Below are 19,256 nucleotides of genomic sequence, written 5' to 3'. Positions count from 1 at the left end.
CAATTTCTCCAAAACGAGTGCTTACAGTCTTTTTCGTAGTACCATTTCTACGATTATCTGTATTTTTGTTCTTTTTATCTCCTTTTACATATCCTAATTCTACCTCTAATTCTGCCTCTAACATCTCTTGTAGTGCATCTTTAAACATTTCTTTAAGATATGTGTGGAGATCATTTACTGTTTTTAAATCTCCATCTACTATCATATTTCTTAAAACTTCCTTTGGTAAAGTTGCCATAAAAAATTCTCCTTTCTAGTTTTGGTCTTATTTAGATTCTTGCCAGAAAAGAGAATTTTATTTCCTAAAAGCACAAATTATTTTACACTACCCCCTACAGGTCTATTGTAGTTGTATCTTTTACGAAATATTTATAGCAAATATTAAATATTACGTAGTTGGAGTAACAATCAACTCTTGTTTATTTTATAAGTAGTATTGATTAAAAAGTTAGTTTAAAAACAGATTTACTTATTTATTTATTAAAATCGCATTTTTGACATTGGAATAGTTTATTTCCGTTATCTTCTTTATAAAAGGCTCCAGACCATTGACATATAGTTTGTAAAATTGGTACAACGGATTTTCCCTTGTCGGTTAAGCTGTATTCGACACGTGGTGGTATTTCATTGTATTGCTCTCTTTTTACAATACCATCATTTATTAATTCTTTTAATGTAGATGCCAAAACAGAATCTGTAATATTAATCATTTCCTTGCGAATAGCACTATATCGTAAAACTTTTTTCTCAGCCAAAACACAGATAACACGAGACTTCCACTTACCTCCAAAAATATCTAATCCATACTCTAAAGGGCAACGAATATCCTTTTCTAGCTTATTTTCATACATCATATTCAACTCCTTCCACTATCATTGTACATACTAAACTATATATTTTCAAGTTGCTATTAAAATTATTAGTGACTAATAAATTTCCTAATATATTAAAAAAAGTAAGTAGTCAATATATAATAAAGTTACATTAAATAACCAAGTATAATAAGAAATGGAGGTATTTAGTATGGAAGTTAAAACGTATTTACAAATTACAATGAAGATTGATAATGAAAAGCGCCCTGAGGCAGTAAAAGTCTATTCAAAATATCGACAACCATTCTTAGATGAGATTAAAGGAGCATTAACCAAAGAGCTTTTAGTTCGAGATGAGGACGTTCAAGTACTTCATGGATTTGATAGTATAGAAAATGCACAAGCTTATCTTAATAGTCAACTATTTAAAGAAGATGTATTTGTAGCTTTAAAACCCCTATGGAGTGCTGAACCAGATGTTAAAATCTACAGCGTAACGTTATAGAATAATGTTTCTGATATGAAGTTAGCTGATACTATTAAGTGTCGGCTAACTTTGTATTTTTAGATACTTTCAATCGTTTAATCAAAGCCTCGTATTCTTTTAACAGCGTTTTCGAAAGTAACATTTTTACTGCTAGGGGGTATTTTTAGAGAAATGAATTTAAAGAGTAAAAGAAATTATAAATCATTGGCCTTTATTCGAATGAAAGTTTTCCGAGTACTTTAAAGTAGGAATGTTTTTTACTATAATAGGTGTAGAAGAGCCTTTTAACAAAATGCCACGGCATGTTGTTGTATTAATAGAAATTATTATAGCCTTGCTATTTTATGATGGGAAACTCCCTTCGATTGTGCAATTTCCATAGGTGAAGGTATGCAAAGTATATTTTTTATTCGTTTTTGTTAGTTTAATGGTTGAATTAATTGGACTCATAAAATATTACTGTGGTATGGATTGGTTGGTAGAAACGCTAACATCAAAGATCAAAGGAAGGAAAGGTTGTGAGATTTTCATTGGATTAACTGCTAGGCCTTATCGGGGACAACATTAAACAATATGGTTGCAATAGTTATTACTGCTCCTATGGCAAAGATTTTTGTGATAATTAAAAAGACTAGTAAGTATATTGGATATTTGTATGTGTGCTATTTTAGGATTAATACCTCATGATAGTAGTAATCTTCTTACAAACACTTAAACAGCCACTGTTTATGGAATATAAGGAGAGAATTCTATTTTATGATAATCACTTCCTGCCATGTCCTATGCTAGAAAATCCAAAATATATTGAGGAGATGGCAAAAAGAACAGAAGTAAAATCCACAGATTTACAATCTCCAGAAGATGTAGAGGACCTAGTAGCTAAAACTAAACTCTGTGCAGAACAATGGAAGGATAAGGCTGATGAATTATGGCAAGAGGTATTAGAAGAAAAAGAAGAAATAGTTAAAGGATAATATAAAAATACTCATTGATAGGAATTCAAGGGTATTAAATCTATGTGGTGTTTATATCCCCATACCTATATAGTAGGCGATGCCTTCTATTTCAATCCCTCTGCAAATATCGTTTTTTAAAACTTAATGGGACTTGACACCAAAGGTTGTAAGTGATATTATATAGGCGAATTGCGGGGGGACTCGTAAGAGTTGAGAAGGTAGAACCTGACCCTTTGAACCTGTCAGTTAACACTGTCGTAGGGAAGCAACTTAGTTATAATAATAATGGATAGGTGCGTTCCTTATGAGAGGAGCGCTTTTTTTAAAACTGAATACGTTGCGGGGGGACTCGTAAGAGTTGAGAAGGTAGAACCTGACCCTTTGAACCTGTCAGTTAATACTGTCGTAGGGAAGCAACTTAGTTATAATAATAATGGATAGGTGCGTTCCTTATGAGAGGAACGCTTTTTTTAAAATTGAATACGTTGCGGGGACTTGTTAGAGTTGAGAGGGTAAAATCTGACTTTTAGAGGGAATGAAAGGAGGTGATACTGATATACCTGAAATTATATTCTATTAATACTAACGAAAGGAAGGAGAGGAAATGACTAAAGAGGAGATTCAAAAGCAGATTTTTCAGGCAGTCGAAACCGTAAAGCAGACGAATCCGATGGTTGGATCCATCACCAATACGGTAACGATTAATTTTGTAGCCAATGCTCAATTGGCCGTTGGAGGTTCCGCTGCCATGGTTTATCTACCTGAAGAGGGTGAATTTTTAGCAAAAGCTAGTGGAGCTATCTATATAAATGTTGGCACACTTTTACCCATTTATGAGCAGACTTTACCCCATGTAGCAAAAGTATTGCACGATACAGGTAAACCATGGGTACTGGATCCGGTTGCTGTCGGGATTGGTTCGATGCGGACGCATTTGTTAAGGCAGTTTAAAGATTACAAACCTCATGTAATAAGAGGAAATGCTTCGGAAATTATTGCACTAGCTGGTTTATGGAAGCTAGACGGTGGGGCGGCTATCTCCAAAGTACGTGGTGTTGATTCAACGGATTCTGTAATTGCAGCAAAGACTGCCGCTGTTTCATTGGCTAAATGGACAGGTGGAGCGGTTGCAGTATCTGGGAAAACCGATTTAATCACTGATGGAACTGTTATCGCCTTCTCTTATGGGGGATCTCATTTTATGCCTAAAATTACCGGAGCAGGCTGTTCATTGGGTGGAGTCATCGCGGTCTATTTAACGGCTGCTTCACCGTTTATTGCAGCACTTACTGGTACTGCGGTGTACAATTTGGCTGGAACACGCACTGAAAAGAAGGTGGATGGTCCAGGAAGCTTTCAGATTAAATTTCTTGATGAACTTTATAAAGCAAGTGCAGGGGAGATTGCTAATAATCCATTTGAAATTGAGGAGGTTTAATGTATGAATACTTTAATTGCAGTGGCGATTGCGCCTTTTGGAATTGGGGAAGAGCTTGCATCTGAAGTTGCAGAAGTGGTGAAAGTAATTCGGGAGTCAGGTTTGCCGAACCGAACGACTTCTATGTTTACGGAGATTGAAGGTCCCTGGGATGAGGTGATGCAGGTGGTGAAAGAAGCTACTTTTGTGTTGACCAAGAAGGGCATCCGTACAGAGGTTGTGTTGAAGGCCGATATTCGCCCAGGGTTTACTAACATGATGACGACTAAAGTCGATAAAATCAATGAACTTTTAGGAGGAGAAAATGAGCATTAGAAAAAAATTTGATCTTTCAGCATATTTTGTGGTGGGTCCCGAGAATACTAAAGGGCGGTCGGTGGCGATGATTATTAAAGATGTAGTTGAGGCTGGGTTTACTTGTATACAAATCCGTTCCAAAGTTGCTTCTGCTCGAGAACTGATTCAATTAACCCGCGAGGCTTCGGAAGTAATCGCTCAAGCTGGTAAATCGGATGAGGTGGTATTATTGGTGGACGACCGCCTTGATGTCATCTTAGCGGCGAAACAACAGGGGATAAAGGTTGATGGAATTCACGTTGGACAAGATGATATTCCGGTGGAAGTCTGCCGGGAATACTTGGGTGAAGACTCAATTATTGGCTTATCAGCAAGGACACATGACATATTTGAATATATTAAAACAGTAGATGTTTCTCAGATTGATTATTTTGGCGTAGGCCCCTTGCATGAAACAATGACAAAACCAGACTGTGGGGTTGATTTAGATGGAAAAGTGATTACCAGAAGTTTTGAAGAAATTTCAAAAATTGCCCAAATTAGCCCGGTCCCGGTCGTAGTTGGTGGCGGTGTTAAACTTATTGATATACCTCAGCTTGCACAAACAGGAGTCGATGGTTTCTTTGTCGTGTCTGCTGTGTCTGAGGCTGATGATCCAAAACAAGCAGCTGTCGATTTAGTAAAAACCTGGAAGCTTTATGCTACGGTTGGATGTAAAGATTTAATCGAAAAACAGGTGAAGTTATGATTAAGGGAGTAATTTTTGATTTAGATGGGGTTATATTGGATTCCATGCCCGTGTGGAATAAGGCTGGTGAAATGTTTTTACGCAATTTGGGTTTACAAGCGGAATCTGGGCTTGCTAAAATCATGTTTTGTATGAGCATGTCGCAAGGAGCGAAATTTTTAAAGGAAAGATACCATTTAGATATGGAAGAGGGTGAAATTATAAAAGGGATTAATCACACCATTGAAGATTATTATTCTTATAAAGTTCAATTAAAAGAAGGTGTGGAGCAGTTCTTAAAGGGTATGCAACAGTATGGCGTTAAAATGGTGGCAGCAACCTCCTGTGATAGGCAGGTTTTTGAAAAGGCAATACAAAGGCTTAATGTAGTAGGTTTTTTTGACAGAATATTTACATCTACGGAAATAGGTGCTGGTAAAGAAAAACCAGATATCTATTTTGCTGCAGTTGAACATATGGGAACGCTACCAAGAGATACATGGGTTTTTGAAGATGCATTGTATGCAATTCAGACGGCAAAAAAAGCTGGTTTTAGAACAGTCGGCGTATATGATGCTTCTAGTATAGATGATTTGGATGAGATTAAGAGGAACAGTGACATTTATTTGAAGAAGCTAGATAATATTAATGCGTTTATGGAAAAGGCATCATCTAAAATATTTTAAAGCGGTAAATTGGGATAACACCTTTTAGGCTATAAAATTAGTACTAAAGATAACCGCGTATATAGAAGAAAGGAGAATAAGGCTAATAAAATGAAAACAGTATTAACAATCGCGGGAAGTGATTCCATAGGAGGTGCTGGAATACAGGCCGATATTAAAACAATGACGGTAAATGGCGTATATGCTATGAGCGTGATTACTGCACTAACTGCACAGAATACAATGGGTGTAACAGGGATTATGGAAGTTACTCCGGAATTTTTAAGCGAACAGTTGGATAGTGTTTTTACCGATATCTTTCCGGATGCGGTGAAAATTGGCATGGTTTCATCGACTAAATTGATTGAAACCATATCCGAGAAGCTCAAATTTTATAATGCAAAAAATATTGTTTTAGATCCGGTTATGATTTCCACAAGTGGTTCAAAGCTCTTTCTGGATGATGCAATAGAAGCCTTAAAAAATACTTTATTTCGTCAGGCAACCTTATTGACACCAAATATTCCTGAAGCCTCTGTTTTATCGGGAGTAGCCATTACAAATGAAGCGGATATGATTAAAGCTGCAGAGATTATCAGCGATGAATATGGGTGTGCCGTTCTTTGCAAGGGTGGCCATAACGAAAGCAATGCTAATGATTTATTATATCAGAATCATAAGTACAGGTGGTTTATGGGAGAGAAAGTAAACAATAAAAATACTCATGGAACTGGATGTACTTTATCCAGTGCTATTGCTTGTGGACTTGCTAAGGGATTAGATTTGGAAATGTCAATCCAACTTGCAAAGGAATATGTGTCAGGTGCCTTGAAAGCAATGCTTGTTTTGGGAAAAGGGATCGGACCACTTAACCATATGTGGAATATCTATAAGGGAGAGAGATGGCAGTGAGAGAATATTTAACTCAGATGGAAGCCGCAAAAAAAGGGATTATTACAGAAGAATTAAAAGAAGTGGCTAAAAAAGAACTAATGACAGTTGAGGAACTGTTGCCATTAGTTGCATCTGGAAAGGTGGTAATATGTGCAAATAAAAATCATAAATGCATCAATCCGCAGGGAATTGGTTCAATGCTAAAAACAAAGATAAATGTAAACCTAGGAGTTTCAAGGGATTGTAAGGATTACAATATGGAAATGAAAAAGGTGATGGAAGCTGTTAATATGGGTGCCCATTCAATTATGGATTTGTCTTCACATGGAGATACTATTCCTTTTCGTAGAAAGCTAATATCAGAATGTCCGGTTATGATAGGAACTGTACCGGTATATGATTCTGTTATCCACTATCAGAGAGATTTAGATACCCTTACAGCTAAAGATTTTATTGATATAGTAAGGATTCATGCAGAGGATGGGGTGGATTTTATCACCTTGCACTGCGGTATTACAAGAAAAACTATTGAACAGATAAAAAAACATAAAAGAAAAATGAACATAGTTTCCAGAGGGGGATCTCTTGTATTTGCATGGATGTGCATGACAGGTGAAGAAAATCCTTTTTATGAATATTACGATGAAATTCTTGATATATGTCGTGAATATGATGTAACAATATCGTTGGGAGACGCTTGCAGACCGGGATGTCTTGCAGATGCTTCAGATATATGTCAGATTGAGGAACTTGTAAGACTAGGTGAACTTACCAAAAGGGCTTGGGAAAAGGATGTACAGGTAATGGTGGAGGGACCCGGCCATATGCCTATTGACCAAATAGAAGCCAATGTAAAAATCCAGCAAACCGTCTGCAACGGAGCACCGTTTTATGTATTAGGCCCGTTGGTAACGGATATTACACCAGGTTATGACCACATTACAGCCGCAATCGGAGGTGCTATTGCAGCTTCAGCAGGTGCAGCCTTTTTATGCTATGTGACACCTGCAGAACACTTGGCACTGCCTAATTTAGAAGATGTAAAGCAGGGAATTATTGCTATGAAAATTGCTGCTCATGCAGCAGATATTGCCAAAGGTGTAAGAGGAGCAAGGGAGATCGATGATAGGATGGCAGAAGCAAGAAGAATCTTTGACTGGGAGACACAGTGGAAGTACGCTATAAATCCTGAAACAGCCAAAAGAATACGTGCTGAAAGGAAGCCTGAGTATGAAGATACGTGTTCCATGTGCGGAAAGTTTTGTGCAGTTAGAAGTATGAACAAGGCACTTGCAGGAGAGCATATTGATATTTTATAATTTAGGGCCTAGATTACATAGAGATATTATTGAGAAAGTAGCGGTTTTTAACGATAAGTTGACTGTAGAGTGCTAAGATTATGAGATTAATATGGAAATATAATAAAATGACCGCTGATTATGTATTTAACATGATTGGCGGTCTAATTTTCTAGATTAGTATTTATCTTTATTGAGAGTAAAGTTACGTTTCCAATAATGTTGACTCTTTTCTATAACAACTTGACACTATCTAAATCAGTCACTTTAGTGACAGTTAATATTGTTAATGATATACCTATTATTACAATAGGGATAATTGTGTTTATCTCGAATTTGGTACTATTTATTATAGCCTTTATAGCAGTTGGCAAAGATTTTGAGAGATATACAATTTACTCAAGCTTTTTTCTTGCCATATTAATTTATATTCTAGAAGTTATTGTTCAAGTGGAAACCCCTCTAGTAGATGACTTAATGATTAATCTGATATTTGGAATTCTCATACAGGGAATTGGTATGGCCATAATTTTTTATCAGAATTCCTCAACCGGAGGTACTGATATTGTAGCCAAAATTATTAATAAGTACTTTAATCTAGAAATAGGTAAAGCACTACTATTGGCAGATTTTATGATAGTGTTTTTAGTAGGAATATCTTTTGATAAAACATTAGGTTTATATGCTCTATTAGGTATAATTTTTAACTTTTATGTTATCGATAATTTTATAAAAGGGTTAAAGAAAAAATCTAATATTTTCATAATAAGTGAAAGAAGTTTTGAAATTAATGATTTTATTTATAAATACATTAGAGTGAGGTTCAACAATTTTTTATGCTGATGGTGGATTTTTAAAAGATAAAAAGTTTGTTTTAAATACGATAGTAGATAAAAGAGAATATATGAAAATAAAAACCTATGTAAGTCAAATTGCCCCTTATGCATTCATAACAGTAGAGGTTGTGGGGGAGGGTTTTAGTTATTTGAAAAAAGAGAATCATCAAAACAAATAATATTTGACAGAAAAATATAAGACAGTTAAAATAAAATTAAATCGGACGTATGACCTAATTTGTGAGGTGGTTATTATGGCTTCTGAAATGAATAAACAAAGCCAACCTGAAAGAATACTGTTAGCTGCTTCTGAATGTATATCGAATAGAGGATATGCGAATGTTTCAATGAGAGATATTGCTAACGAAGCAGGTGTTGTATTAAGTCAGCTAAATTATTATTTCAATAATAAAGAAGGGCTGTTTAAAGAAGTAGTGAGAATGATGATCGATAAATATTTACGTGAGATAGAAGAAGCCTTAAAGGCAGAGGAATCACCAAAGGAAAGAGCAAAATCATTGATTAAGTATTTTAGAAAAATGTTGCAATACAATCCCAAATTTTTTAAGCTGTTATATGATTTTTCAGGTTTAGCCCTTTGGTCACCTACTTTTAGCCATTTGCTAAGCGATTTATATAAGGATTTGTCAGATATGATAGAAAAATATATTCTTAACAATTCTAAATTGGAAAAACTAAAAGGGTATTCATCAAAATCCTTGTCAAGACTAATAATAGGTTCAATGTTTGGTACTGGAATCCAAGCTTTACTTGACAATGATGATGAATTGACAGAAGCGTTAGATGCCATGCAAATATTATTTGAATAATAAAGGGATATTGAAATAGCAATAATGAGCATGTAATCAATTTTAGAGCAAAACTAAAAAAAGGGGATGGAGAATCAAATATGGTAGTAGATTTATTTTTATATTTCACAGTATATTCATTTATGGGATGGATTATGGAAACAGCTTTTGCTAGTATAACTCAAAAGAAATTCATTAATAGGGGATTTTTAATTGGTCCATTTACACCAATCTATGGTTTTGGTGCAATTATGATTATTCAATCTTCAACATGGATTGGGAATATGTTCGGTAATTATTACATATCATTGTTGATGTGCATAGTTATTTCTACTTTATTGGTTACTGCTTTGGAATTTATCACAGGTTATGCATTAGAAAAAGTATTTAATGCCAAATGGTGGGATTATAGTAATAATATGATGAATCTTAAGGGTTATATTTGCTTGAGTTATTCTCTACTATGGGGCTTATTAGCTTTTTTGTTGATACAAGTAGTTCATCCCTTAATTACACAATTTATTTATTTAATACCTGTGTCAGCTAAAAGATATATTACAGCTTTATTGGCTGTGTATTTCCTTGTTGATACCTATAAGTCAGTAATTAGCACGTTAAATTTAAGAAAAGCAATTATAAATCACGCAAATTTATCTGAGAGTAAATATAAAGATATAATAATAAAATACAAAAGAATTTTTCTTGCATTTCCTCGTCTTTTAATCTCGATTGAAAGTGTTTTAAGTCGAGAGGTGAGGAGCATTTTAAACGGTGGAATTAATAGAATCAAAGTTAAGATAAGAACAGATTTTAAATTTGAGGAAGAATACAAAGATTGTATAAATGATTTGATTAGTCATGAGATTACAAGGTCGATGAAGAACTACAAACACCATGGAGATGTAAACTGTCTTGAACATAGCCTTTATGTGTCTTATATAAGCTATAAAATATGTAAGAAATTAGGCATGGACTATCGATCAGCAGCTAGAGGTGGGTTGCTTCATGATTTTTACTTGTATGACTGGCACATTGAGAAACCTTATAAAGGATTGCATGGATTTGTTCACCCGGACATAGCTCTACAAAATGCAGATAAATTTTTCTCCTTGAATAGTATAGAAAAGGACATTATTAAAAAGCATATGTGGCCATTAACTGTAAAGCCACCGAGATATAAAGAAAGTTTTGTTGTGCTTATGATAGATAAATACTGTGCGTTTATGGAGATTATTAAATTTGGCAGAAGAAAAAAAGTTAAAAGATTAAAAGAGATCTTTGATATATAACAAGAGTTGTTATATAGAACTTTATAATAGAGATTATTAGGATTTTTAGCAACGGTTTCTCATAAATATGATATAGTTTATATCAGTAATATTTATAAATTGAAAATTCCTTTATTTTCTAGTTCTTTTTTCATTTCTTCATATGAAGCTTATAAATAAGATAATAGCACACAATACATTAATATTTAGCTGAAATCAAGGGTAAAAGCTATGCCCAGCTAATGCCTGTATTTGATTTCAGCTTGTTTATTTGATTCATAACTCAGCGAGTAGCTATATCAGGTATTAAATCGTGCCTTCTAACACCTAATCCTCTTAATAAAATTTCAGCTTTAATTCAGAGTTATGTAGTATTATGATATTACAGAAGTGTTGGAGGTGAAATACCTTGCGTATACTGATTGTTGAAGATGAAAAATTACTGGCTGATTCTATTAAGTCTCTGTTGACGAAAAAGGGTTTTGAGGTTGATGTTGCTTATGATGGAGAAACTGGAAAAGAGTATGCAGAATTAGGAATCTATGATCTGTTGATTCTAGATATTATGATGCCTAGAATGGATGGGTATGAAGTGACTAGAAAAATCCGTGCAAAGCGCATTGGAACTCCCATACTGATGTTGACCGCAAAATCAGAATTGGAAGACCGCATCACTGGATTGAACTCTGGTGCTGATTATTATCTAACCAAGCCTTTTGACACAAGAGAATTATTAGCTTGTATTAATGCGTTATTACGCAGGCAAGGCGCTCAAGTTTATGAGATTAAATTTGGAAATACGACTTTGGATCTTTCATCTGCTATGCTAATTTGTGGAGAGAACAGTGTTCGCCTTTCTTGCAAGGAGTTCGATATAATGCGTTTCCTCTTTCAAGCTGAAGGGAAAATTCTTTCAAAAGAGATGATACTTACTAAAGTATGGGGATATGACACTGATGCGGTGGAAAACCATGTAGAAGTATATATTGGGTTTTTACGAAAAAAACTAGCTAATATTGGATCCAATGTTCGAATCGAGACAGTACGTAGGTTAGGATATTATTTGGAGGTAAGCAAGAATGATTAAGAAGCTGCAAATTAAGTTTGTCATTATCAATATGAGTATTGTAACTATCATGCTCTGTGTTATTTTAGGTTTAGTATATCATTTTACAAAAGCTAACCTTGAGGCTGAGAGTATTAATATGATGCAGAACATTGCTAGACAGCCTTTTCGTTTGGAAATTCCCAATGAGCTTGGGGAAGATGTGCGGTTACCATATTTTATAATTCAAATTGGGCATCGTGGTGAACTGTTAGCAACTGGAGGGGGATATTATGACCTATCTGATAAGGAGTTTTTGGATGACCTTATAAATGTAGTTATTAGATCTCCTAAAACATTTGCTGTAATAGAAGAATATAACTTGCGATATTATCGTCTTGATACTCCCCTTAGCTATTTCCTTGTATTTTCAGATATTTCCAGTGAACGTGCAACACTTAATAATATGATGAGATCCTGTCTTATCATTGGTGGACTTAGCTTTTTCATGTTTTTAGGTATAAGTGTTTTGCTGTCTAAATGGGCTGTAAAACCAGTGGATTTGGCATGGAAGCAGCAACGTCAGTTTGTAGCAGATGCTTCTCATGAATTGAAAACGCCATTGACTGTTATTATAACGAATGCAGAGCTTGCACAGAGCCCTGAATATGATGAAGATAGTAAGCAACAGTTTTTAAACAGTATATTAACCATGTCTGGACAAATGCGAAGTTTAATTGAAAAAATGTTGGAGCTTGCAAGAGCAGATAACATGGATTTAAAAGAGAGTTTTGATATTGTGGATTTTAGTAAGTTAGTTTCAAATACACTCCTTCCATTTGAACCAGTATTTTTCGAGAGAGGATTAACCTTAACATCTCAGGTTGATAAAGACATTAAAGTTAAAGGTGAAGCGTCTCAGCTTTGTCAGGTATTAGATGTTTTGCTGGATAATGCCCAAAAATATTCCAAAGAAGCAGGTATTACTTGGGTGACATTAAGAAAACATGGTAAAAGGCGTTGTTTATTAGCAGTGGCAAATGAAGGAGAGAGTATTTCTCCAGAGGAGGCTCAAAACATATTCAAACGATTTTATCGCGGGGATAAAGCTCGAAGTAGAACAGGTAGTTTTGGATTAGGGCTACCTATTGCAGAGAGCATAGTGACTGGACATCGAGGAAAGATTTGGTTGGAGAGCAGCAATGGTATCAACTGTTTTTATGTAGAATTACCGTGTGCATAAATAGTAATTGAAGGAAGGGATGAAGAACACAAAACTGTGGGCTTCATCCTTTTTTGTTTTACATAGCAATTAATCATCCATTTTAATTAACCTAAATCTTATTTATAAATTTTCAGCGTCATTTCAGCATTCAGTAGTATAATTCAATATGGTGACTATAGAGAAGTAAGAGGAGGTTAATTATGATATCAGTTGACCACTTAACTAAATGTTATGGTGATTTCAAGGCTGTTGATAACATTTCCTTTGAAATCGATGAAGGTCATGTATATGGATTTTTAGGGCCTAATGGTGCTGGAAAGTCTACCATCATGAATATTATAACAGGGTGCTTGTCAGCTACAGAAGGGCATGTACGAATTTGTGGTTACGATATTTTCGAGGAACCTTATAAAGCAAAGAGACTCATTGGCTATCTTCCTGAACAACCCCCATTGTATATGGCTGAAACTCCCTTGGAATATCTGAAATTTGTGGGTGAAGCCAAGGGATTGGGTGGGAAAGAGCTTAAAGAGCAGATTGAGAAGGTAATATACCAGACTAAAATTGAAGATGTAAAAAGCCGTCTTATTTCATCCCTTTCTAAGGGATATAAACAAAGAGTTGGAATAGCTCAGGCCCTTCTTGGGAACCCAAAAGTTATAATTCTAGACGAGCCAACTGTAGGTCTTGACCCTATTCAGATTATTGAAATTCGTGATCTTATAAAGGAATTGGGACAGAACCATACAGTTATTTTCAGTTCACATATTCTTTCTGAGGTACAGGCAATCTGTGATCAAGTACTTATTATTTCGAAAGGAAAGTTGGTTGCTTTTGGTGAACCCCAAAATTTGGAGAAATTATTATTGGCACCAAACGAGATTATCATAACTACTGATGCAGGGGAGAAAGAAATCAGGAGGATTTTGGCTAATGTTAATCACATTGTCGATATGAGCATTGAAGAAAATGGGAAAGAATATACTGTAGCCCATATAAAAACAGATCATGAGAATATATATGATGTTTCTCGTGATATATTTTACGGATTTGCCGAAAAAGGCAAGGCATTATTGGAGATGACCTTGAAGAAAACCAATCTGGAAGACATCTTTATTGAACTTACTGGAAAGAGTGCCACCGATATTGAATCTACAGAAAGTGAGGGAGTTGACAAATGATAGCAGTATTGAAACATGAATTGAGACTTTATTTTCATTCGTTAACAACCTATATTTTTGGTTCACTCCTATTGGCTTTTGTAGGGATTGGTTCTGTTTTATATAACATACAGGCAGCTGTTAGCAATTTTGAATATGTACTCAGTTTTGGTAGCCTTATATTTGTAATCATAGTGCCAATTTTGACTATGCGTGTTATTGCAGAAGAGAAGAAACAAAAGACAGACCAGTTATTGTATTCCCTACCAATAACTACTACCCAGGTAGTAGTTGGGAAATACCTATCATTATTAATGATTTATTTGGTTCCATTATGTTTAATCTGTTTTTATCCTTTGATATTTTCACAATTTGGTGATGTTTATTTACTTACAGCCTATGGTTCTATTTTGGCTTTCTTTGTTATGGGTAGCGCTTTGATTGCCATTGGAGTATTTATTTCCTCCTTAACAGAAAATCAGGGATTTGCTGCAGGTATTGGTATTGCCATAATTTTGTTGAATTATTATAGTGTTAGATTATCAGAATATGTGTCATCTACAGCTTTAGGATCAGTTATAGCCATGTGTATTGTTGTCATTGGACTGGGAGTTATAATACAGTATTTAACAAAAAATAATTATCTAGCTTATGGAATTTGCTCTGTGCTTATGGTAGGTATTATAATTACCTACTTTGTTGACAGTGCAAAATTAGAAGGTATGTTGCCAAGTATTATGACCAAATTGTCCTTGTTTGAACGATTCAGCGTGTTTGTAAATGGAGTTTTTGATATAACAGCCATTGTATATTATTTGACTGTTATCGTATTCTTTTTGTTTCTCTCTGTGCAGTCCCTTGAGAAAAGGAGGTATAACTGATGAAAAAATTAGAACGCCTTAAATCTTTATGGGAAGCAGAAAGAAATAAGATTGCTTTACGTGGAGGATCCTATTCTCTTATAATGACTGCAATAGTGTTGACTATATTGATTATGATGAACGTATTTGTTTCCTCATTGCCAGCCCCACTTACCAAATATGATATTAGTTCATCAAAGCTTTATTCTATTACTAGCAATACTAAGGCGGTAGTAAATGCGCTAGAACAGGATGTAACCATTTATTGGATAGTTCAATCTGGTAAAGAAGACGACATTATTGAAAATCTGTTGAGTAAATATGATAGCCTATCTGACCATATTAAAATTGTAAAAAAGAATCCCGATGTCTACCCTACATTTGCAAAGCAATATACCGGTGAAACGGTAGAAAATAATAGCTTGATAGTTGAAAGTGGGGAACGCAGTCGTTTTATAAGCTATAATGATATCTATATTCGGCAAACAAACTTTTACACCTATACTAGTAACATGTATTTTGATGGAGAAGGTGCTATAACATCTGCTATTGACTATGTTACAAGTGAAAAACTTCCAAAACTATATGTTACAGAAGGACATGGAGAAGCTGAACTTCCATCTGCTTTTAGTGATCAAATAGAAAAAGATAATATTGAGCTTAACACATTTTCTTTGTTAACAGTGGATTCCATTCCAGAAGATGCAGATGCAGTTATGATCTATGCACCGTCTAGCGATATTTCTGATAAGGAAAAGGAGTTGTTAGCGGATTATGTAAAAGATGGTGGAAAACTTTTAGTAATTGCTGGGCCTACTGAGGATGGAATATTGGAGAATTTATATAGTTTACTATTGGATTATGGAATTGAGACCAATGAAGGTATTGTCGTAGAAGCAGACAGAGAATATTATGCATTTCAGGCACCTTATATGATATTACCAAAAATGACAAGTAATGAAATTACAGATTCTCTTATCGAAGAGAATTATTATCCAATTATGCCAATTTCTTTAGGCTTGACTATAAAGGAAACACCTACAGAAGGAAGGGTAACAGTTTTGCTTAGTACTTCTGATTCTGCTTTTAGCAAGGTTGCGGGATTTAATATTTCAACTTACGAGAAAGAAGAAGGAGATATAAATGGTCCTTTTGATGTTGCAGTATCAATAGAAAATAGCAATGATGGTAAAATTGTATGGTTTGCATCGTCAAACTTCTTGGAAGATATGTATAATGCCTACTCATCTGGTGCTAATGTGAATTTAGGAATGAATGCAATATCTTCATTAATAGGAGAGAGTGAGGCTGTGGCAATTCGAAGTAAGTCATTGAATTATAACTATTTAACTATCAGCGACTCAACTTCCTTTATGTTAAAAGTGATTATGATTGGTGTATTTCCACTATTATATCTTGGTGTTGGCATTTATGTGATTCTGAGAAGAAGGAGGATGCAAAATGAAGCGGTCTAAGAAAATTTATTTCCTATTATGTATTTTAGCTGTTACCTCCATTGCAACATATGCTGTTAAGCAGCTTGAAGAGCATAAAGAAAAGATAAAAAATAGAGAAGAGATTATTCTTGAAATCCCTATTGATTCCGTAAATGCTTTATCCTGGCAATACGAATCAGAAAATCTTGCATTCCATAAGGATGAAGAATGGATTTATGATGAGGACGAGTCGTTTCCAGTAGATGAAGAAAAAATCAATGAGCTTTTAGCATTATTTGAGGAATTAAAAGCATCTTTTATAATTGAAGAAGCAAGGGATTATGGACAATACGGTTTAGATGATCCCATTTGTACTATTAATTTGTCAACAGATGAAAAATCCTATGAAATTCTGCTGGGTGATTACAGTATTATGGACTCACAACGATATATTTCCATTGGAGACGGAAATGTCTATTTAGTAAAAGATGATCCAATGGATTATTTTGCTGTAGTTTTAAGCGATTTGATTGATAATGATGAAATTCCTACATTTAATGATAATGTAACGAAGATTCAATTCAAAGGTGTAGAAGATTATCATATTATATATGAAGAAGATAGTGCTAATACCTATAGCGATAATGATGTTTATTTTGCCCAGAGAAATGGAAAAAGTCTTCCGCTTGATACTCATAGAGTTAACAGCTATTTGAGAAAAATAACCCACCTAGATCTAACCGATTATGTGACATACAAGGCATCAGAAGAGGAGCTTAGGAAATACGGATTGGATGAACCAGAATTAATGGTAACAGTAGCTTATACCACAGAGAATGAAGAAGGGAAAGAAATTTCAGATACCTTTGTATTAAATATTAGCCGCGATCCAGAAGAAAAGAAGGCTGCTGAGAAAATTTCCAAAAAAGATAATGATAATTCAGAGGAAGAAAAGATTACAGCATATGTAAGAGTTGGGAATTCTAAAATTATTTATAAGATTTCATCAGATGACTATAGGGATTTGATGGCAGCATCTTATGATTCTTTTAGGCATCTTGAAGTATTTCATGGGGATTTTGAGAGTATTCAACAGCTCGATGTTTCTTTGGAAGGTACAAACTATACCATAACATCTGAAAAAAAAGGTGATAAGCGTACCTATTATTATAAGGAAGAAGAGTTAGAGCTTGTTGATTTTCAGAGAGCATTGGAAAATCTTAAGGCAGATAGTTTTACTAACCAAAGACCTACACAAAAAAAAGAAATTAGTCTGAAGCTCTATTTAGATAACGAAAACTATCCTGAAGTGCATATTGATTTGTATCGATATGATGGAACCTATTGCCTTGCGGTAGTTGATGGTGAACCTATATCGCTAATTAAGCGATCTAATGTGGTTGATTTGATAGAGACCGTTCATGCAATTGTTTTAAATTAATAGTCAACTTTCATAGAGGAGATGTATTTTATAATTTTATCGCTTTGAGGTAAAGTTATATTGTTAAAATAAATAATTATATCATGTTTCAGCAAAGCTAGATAAAGATATTCAGAGAGAAATAGAAAATGTAGCAAACAAAGTATACAATATTTTGGTATCAAAGGTTATAGTGACTTAATTAAAATGTCAGATGCATGCGACTTGGGATATAAAGGATTAATTTTTAGGATAATAGAAAATGCCATAAGGAGATATAGATTAGACAAAAAACAAGGTTCAGTATAGCATAATAGCATGGCTAGGCTTAAATAATTAGCTGAATTATTCACCTAAATTAGAAGGATGATTTTTGGTGAGTAGTTCAATAATTAAGCCTAGCCATAATTTTTGGGAGATATATTATCCACTTTTAAAGGTTGAATTATCTCTATTCTTCTGGTTAGAATTAAAATTCTAATGGCGGTAACTAATCCTTGGTAAAAAAATTTATTATTTTTCAAATATTAATATTTAAAACGATTCAAAATATGTAGATAAATACAATATTACAAAAAAATGTTGAATATATAAAAACATAAAAAGTATAGAAAAATTTAATTAGATGTTAAAAAGCTACTGCGATTAATTTAGTTCCAGAAAATATCTTTAAAACCTATTTTGCATTATATGATCGAAAATGGAATGGAAAGAAGGATAACTAATAATATTTTTTATGTTTGCTTTGTGATTTAACTTATGGCAACTAATTAATAATGTGTTACATGGCTTGCTGTTTAGCTAAAATTTTTTAAATTGAATAGCTTGAGGATTAATGAAGAAATATGGAATAAATTTCAAGATTTTTAAAGATTTTAAGAATAGAAAGAATTATCAAATATGTATTTCTTTACTGTTGAAGTGCACATGCATATCTAAGAAAGGTGTCAGTTTAACTAATGAAAGAAATGATGTGATATGATATGACAGACATAATTAATAATATAATTGAATTTGAATAAGATACGCTAAAGGATAGTTATGTTTACAATATCCGAGGAAAGCGTAGCCGCAAGCGAGGAACTTTCAAGTCAAGCTGAAGTGCCAAGACAATTGGTAAAAAAATTTCGATTAAAGAATACCTACACCAGTATAATTCTTATGAGGAACTTGGTCCAGAAGTTGTTAAGATACTAGAACAAATGTCTGAAAATAAAGAAATAGAACTTAAACAAGAAAATAAGCAGAATAAAGATAAAAAGCAAAAGGAAGCAATTGTTTTAAGTGACAATGAATGAGACTGTAATAAATTTTGTGCTTTAAGTAAGTTTGATTACTCTGATCTGACAAGAAAATTTAGATTAAATTTAGATAATAATTTTTCAAATTTGATACTTTAGTTTTAGTTTGCCAAAATTATAGGGAAATATACATAAATTCTTATAATTTTGGCAATAATTTTAAACATGGAGAAATGTGTTCATTTTTTTAGTTAGGTGGTTTCTAGGTAAATAATGGCCTAGGCCATTATTTACCTAGAAACCACCTGTTAAATCCTATTCCCCAAGTTTTTCTATAGATTTAGGGTGCATTGTTTCAATTTTAAAGATATTGTTCTACCCT

20 protein-coding genes and 2 riboswitches are annotated in these 19,256 nt (G+C 33.9%); of the genes, 18 read left to right on the top strand and 2 right to left on the bottom strand.

Features of this window, described 5'->3' with window-relative positions:
• Window positions 1-238, bottom strand: a 238-nt coding sequence (locus tag BLV68_RS14485) for a transposase (RefSeq protein WP_200773811.1), incomplete at its 3' end; no start/stop codon positions are given.
• 235 nt (window positions 239-473) lie between these two features.
• Entirely contained in the window at window positions 474-851 is a 378-nt protein-coding gene (locus BLV68_RS14480; RefSeq protein ID WP_093755058.1) for a winged helix-turn-helix transcriptional regulator, read from the bottom strand.
• A 172-nt stretch (window positions 852-1,023) separates the two neighbouring features.
• On the opposite strand from BLV68_RS14480, the gene BLV68_RS14475 reads away from it, so the two are divergent.
• The 18 genes from BLV68_RS14475 (at window position 1,024) to BLV68_RS14390 (ending at window position 17,654) form a co-directional block, all read left to right on the top strand.
• Window positions 1,024-1,317: a hypothetical protein gene (locus BLV68_RS14475; protein ID WP_093755056.1), complete on the top strand. Its 294-nt coding sequence runs from the start codon at window positions 1,024-1,026 to the stop codon at window positions 1,315-1,317.
• Window positions 1,318-1,982: 665 nt separating this feature from the next.
• Window positions 1,983-2,273, top strand: coding sequence for a hypothetical protein (locus BLV68_RS14470; protein WP_093755054.1), 291 nt, complete (start codon window positions 1,983-1,985; stop codon window positions 2,271-2,273).
• Between the two features lie 165 nt (window positions 2,274-2,438).
• A riboswitch (TPP riboswitch) is annotated at window positions 2,439-2,537 on the top strand.
• Between the two features lie 49 nt (window positions 2,538-2,586).
• Window positions 2,587-2,685: riboswitch (TPP riboswitch) on the top strand.
• A gap of 174 nt (window positions 2,686-2,859) precedes the next feature.
• Window positions 2,860-3,693: a hydroxyethylthiazole kinase gene (gene thiM / locus BLV68_RS14465; RefSeq protein WP_093755052.1), complete on the top strand. Its 834-nt coding sequence runs from the start codon at window positions 2,860-2,862 to the stop codon at window positions 3,691-3,693.
• Between the two features lie 3 nt (window positions 3,694-3,696).
• Window positions 3,697-4,008, top strand: a complete 312-nt coding sequence (locus tag BLV68_RS14460) for a thiamine-binding protein (protein WP_093755050.1) — start codon at window positions 3,697-3,699, stop codon at window positions 4,006-4,008.
• On the top strand, window positions 3,998-4,738 hold the full coding sequence (locus tag BLV68_RS14455; protein ID WP_093755048.1) for a thiamine phosphate synthase: 741 nt from the start codon (window positions 3,998-4,000) through the stop codon (window positions 4,736-4,738). Before BLV68_RS14460 ends, BLV68_RS14455 begins: the two co-directional genes overlap by 11 nt.
• Window positions 4,735-5,403 (top strand): HAD family hydrolase, encoded by a 669-nt coding sequence (locus BLV68_RS14450; RefSeq protein WP_093755046.1) that lies wholly within the window; start codon window positions 4,735-4,737, stop codon window positions 5,401-5,403. The genes BLV68_RS14455 and BLV68_RS14450 overlap by 4 nt, the downstream gene beginning before the upstream one ends.
• A gap of 90 nt (window positions 5,404-5,493) precedes the next feature.
• Window positions 5,494-6,294: a bifunctional hydroxymethylpyrimidine kinase/phosphomethylpyrimidine kinase gene (gene thiD / locus BLV68_RS14445; RefSeq protein ID WP_093755044.1), complete on the top strand. Its 801-nt coding sequence runs from the start codon at window positions 5,494-5,496 to the stop codon at window positions 6,292-6,294.
• Window positions 6,285-7,595 carry a phosphomethylpyrimidine synthase ThiC gene (thiC, locus tag BLV68_RS14440; protein WP_234949940.1) on the top strand — a complete coding sequence of 437 codons (1,311 nt, stop codon included), beginning with the start codon at window positions 6,285-6,287 and terminating at the stop codon, window positions 7,593-7,595. Before thiD ends, thiC begins: the two co-directional genes overlap by 10 nt.
• A 249-nt stretch (window positions 7,596-7,844) precedes the next feature.
• The gene (locus BLV68_RS14435) at window positions 7,845-8,417 is read left to right on the top strand and encodes a YitT family protein (protein ID WP_159428721.1); all 573 of its coding nucleotides are present in this window, start codon (window positions 7,845-7,847) and stop codon (window positions 8,415-8,417) included.
• Window positions 8,404-8,589 carry a DUF2179 domain-containing protein gene (locus tag BLV68_RS16385; RefSeq protein WP_093755040.1) on the top strand — a complete coding sequence of 62 codons (186 nt, stop codon included), beginning with the start codon at window positions 8,404-8,406 and terminating at the stop codon, window positions 8,587-8,589. Before BLV68_RS14435 ends, BLV68_RS16385 begins: the two co-directional genes overlap by 14 nt.
• A gap of 75 nt (window positions 8,590-8,664) precedes the next feature.
• Window positions 8,665-9,240: a TetR/AcrR family transcriptional regulator gene (locus tag BLV68_RS14425; protein ID WP_200773810.1), complete on the top strand. Its 576-nt coding sequence runs from the start codon at window positions 8,665-8,667 to the stop codon at window positions 9,238-9,240.
• Between the two features lie 80 nt (window positions 9,241-9,320).
• Window positions 9,321-10,508, top strand: a complete 1,188-nt coding sequence (locus tag BLV68_RS14420) for a putative ABC transporter permease (RefSeq protein ID WP_093755038.1) — start codon at window positions 9,321-9,323, stop codon at window positions 10,506-10,508.
• A gap of 388 nt (window positions 10,509-10,896) precedes the next feature.
• Window positions 10,897-11,574, top strand: a complete 678-nt coding sequence (locus BLV68_RS14415; RefSeq protein ID WP_093755036.1) for a response regulator transcription factor — start codon at window positions 10,897-10,899, stop codon at window positions 11,572-11,574.
• Window positions 11,567-12,775 (top strand): sensor histidine kinase, encoded by a 1,209-nt coding sequence (locus BLV68_RS14410; RefSeq protein WP_093755034.1) that lies wholly within the window; start codon window positions 11,567-11,569, stop codon window positions 12,773-12,775. Before BLV68_RS14415 ends, BLV68_RS14410 begins: the two co-directional genes overlap by 8 nt.
• 182 nt (window positions 12,776-12,957) lie before the next feature.
• Window positions 12,958-13,938: an ABC transporter ATP-binding protein gene (locus BLV68_RS14405; RefSeq protein ID WP_093755032.1), complete on the top strand. Its 981-nt coding sequence runs from the start codon at window positions 12,958-12,960 to the stop codon at window positions 13,936-13,938.
• The gene (locus BLV68_RS14400; protein ID WP_093755030.1) at window positions 13,935-14,798 is read left to right on the top strand and encodes an ABC transporter permease; all 864 of its coding nucleotides are present in this window, start codon (window positions 13,935-13,937) and stop codon (window positions 14,796-14,798) included. Before BLV68_RS14405 ends, BLV68_RS14400 begins: the two co-directional genes overlap by 4 nt.
• Entirely contained in the window at window positions 14,798-16,252 is a 1,455-nt protein-coding gene (locus BLV68_RS14395) for a GldG family protein (protein ID WP_093755028.1), read from the top strand. The genes BLV68_RS14400 and BLV68_RS14395 overlap by 1 nt, the downstream gene beginning before the upstream one ends.
• A complete protein-coding gene (locus tag BLV68_RS14390) occupies window positions 16,239-17,654 on the top strand; it encodes a DUF4340 domain-containing protein (RefSeq protein WP_093755026.1) in 1,416 nt (471 codons plus the stop codon). Before BLV68_RS14395 ends, BLV68_RS14390 begins: the two co-directional genes overlap by 14 nt.
• Window positions 17,655-19,256 lie beyond the last annotated feature (1,602 nt).

Origin of the sequence: Tepidimicrobium xylanilyticum (assembly GCF_900106765.1) — a bacterium.
In the GTDB taxonomy this organism is placed as follows: Bacteria; Bacillota; Clostridia; order Tissierellales; family Tepidimicrobiaceae; genus Tepidimicrobium; species Tepidimicrobium xylanilyticum.
The sequence above is the reverse complement of the archived record's forward strand: the minus strand, read 5'-3'. Positions and strand labels throughout refer to the sequence as shown.

Coding starts and splice junctions, on each gene's coding strand:
- BLV68_RS14480 (WP_093755058.1), bottom strand. CDS start 851: ATGTATGAAAATAAGCTAGAAAAGGATATTCGTTGCCCTTTAGAGTAT.
- BLV68_RS14475 (WP_093755056.1), top strand. CDS start 1,024: ATGGAAGTTAAAACGTATTTACAAATTACAATGAAGATTGATAATGAA.
- BLV68_RS14470 (WP_093755054.1), top strand. CDS start 1,983: ATGATAGTAGTAATCTTCTTACAAACACTTAAACAGCCACTGTTTATG.
- thiM (WP_093755052.1), top strand. CDS start 2,860: ATGACTAAAGAGGAGATTCAAAAGCAGATTTTTCAGGCAGTCGAAACC.
- BLV68_RS14460 (WP_093755050.1), top strand. CDS start 3,697: ATGAATACTTTAATTGCAGTGGCGATTGCGCCTTTTGGAATTGGGGAA.
- BLV68_RS14455 (WP_093755048.1), top strand. CDS start 3,998: ATGAGCATTAGAAAAAAATTTGATCTTTCAGCATATTTTGTGGTGGGT.
- BLV68_RS14450 (WP_093755046.1), top strand. CDS start 4,735: ATGATTAAGGGAGTAATTTTTGATTTAGATGGGGTTATATTGGATTCC.
- thiD (WP_093755044.1), top strand. CDS start 5,494: ATGAAAACAGTATTAACAATCGCGGGAAGTGATTCCATAGGAGGTGCT.
- thiC (WP_234949940.1), top strand. CDS start 6,285: ATGGCAGTGAGAGAATATTTAACTCAGATGGAAGCCGCAAAAAAAGGG.
- BLV68_RS14425 (WP_200773810.1), top strand. CDS start 8,665: ATGGCTTCTGAAATGAATAAACAAAGCCAACCTGAAAGAATACTGTTA.
- BLV68_RS14420 (WP_093755038.1), top strand. CDS start 9,321: ATGGTAGTAGATTTATTTTTATATTTCACAGTATATTCATTTATGGGA.
- BLV68_RS14410 (WP_093755034.1), top strand. CDS start 11,567: ATGATTAAGAAGCTGCAAATTAAGTTTGTCATTATCAATATGAGTATT.
- BLV68_RS14405 (WP_093755032.1), top strand. CDS start 12,958: ATGATATCAGTTGACCACTTAACTAAATGTTATGGTGATTTCAAGGCT.
- BLV68_RS14400 (WP_093755030.1), top strand. CDS start 13,935: ATGATAGCAGTATTGAAACATGAATTGAGACTTTATTTTCATTCGTTA.
- BLV68_RS14395 (WP_093755028.1), top strand. CDS start 14,798: ATGAAAAAATTAGAACGCCTTAAATCTTTATGGGAAGCAGAAAGAAAT.
- BLV68_RS14390 (WP_093755026.1), top strand. CDS start 16,239: ATGAAGCGGTCTAAGAAAATTTATTTCCTATTATGTATTTTAGCTGTT.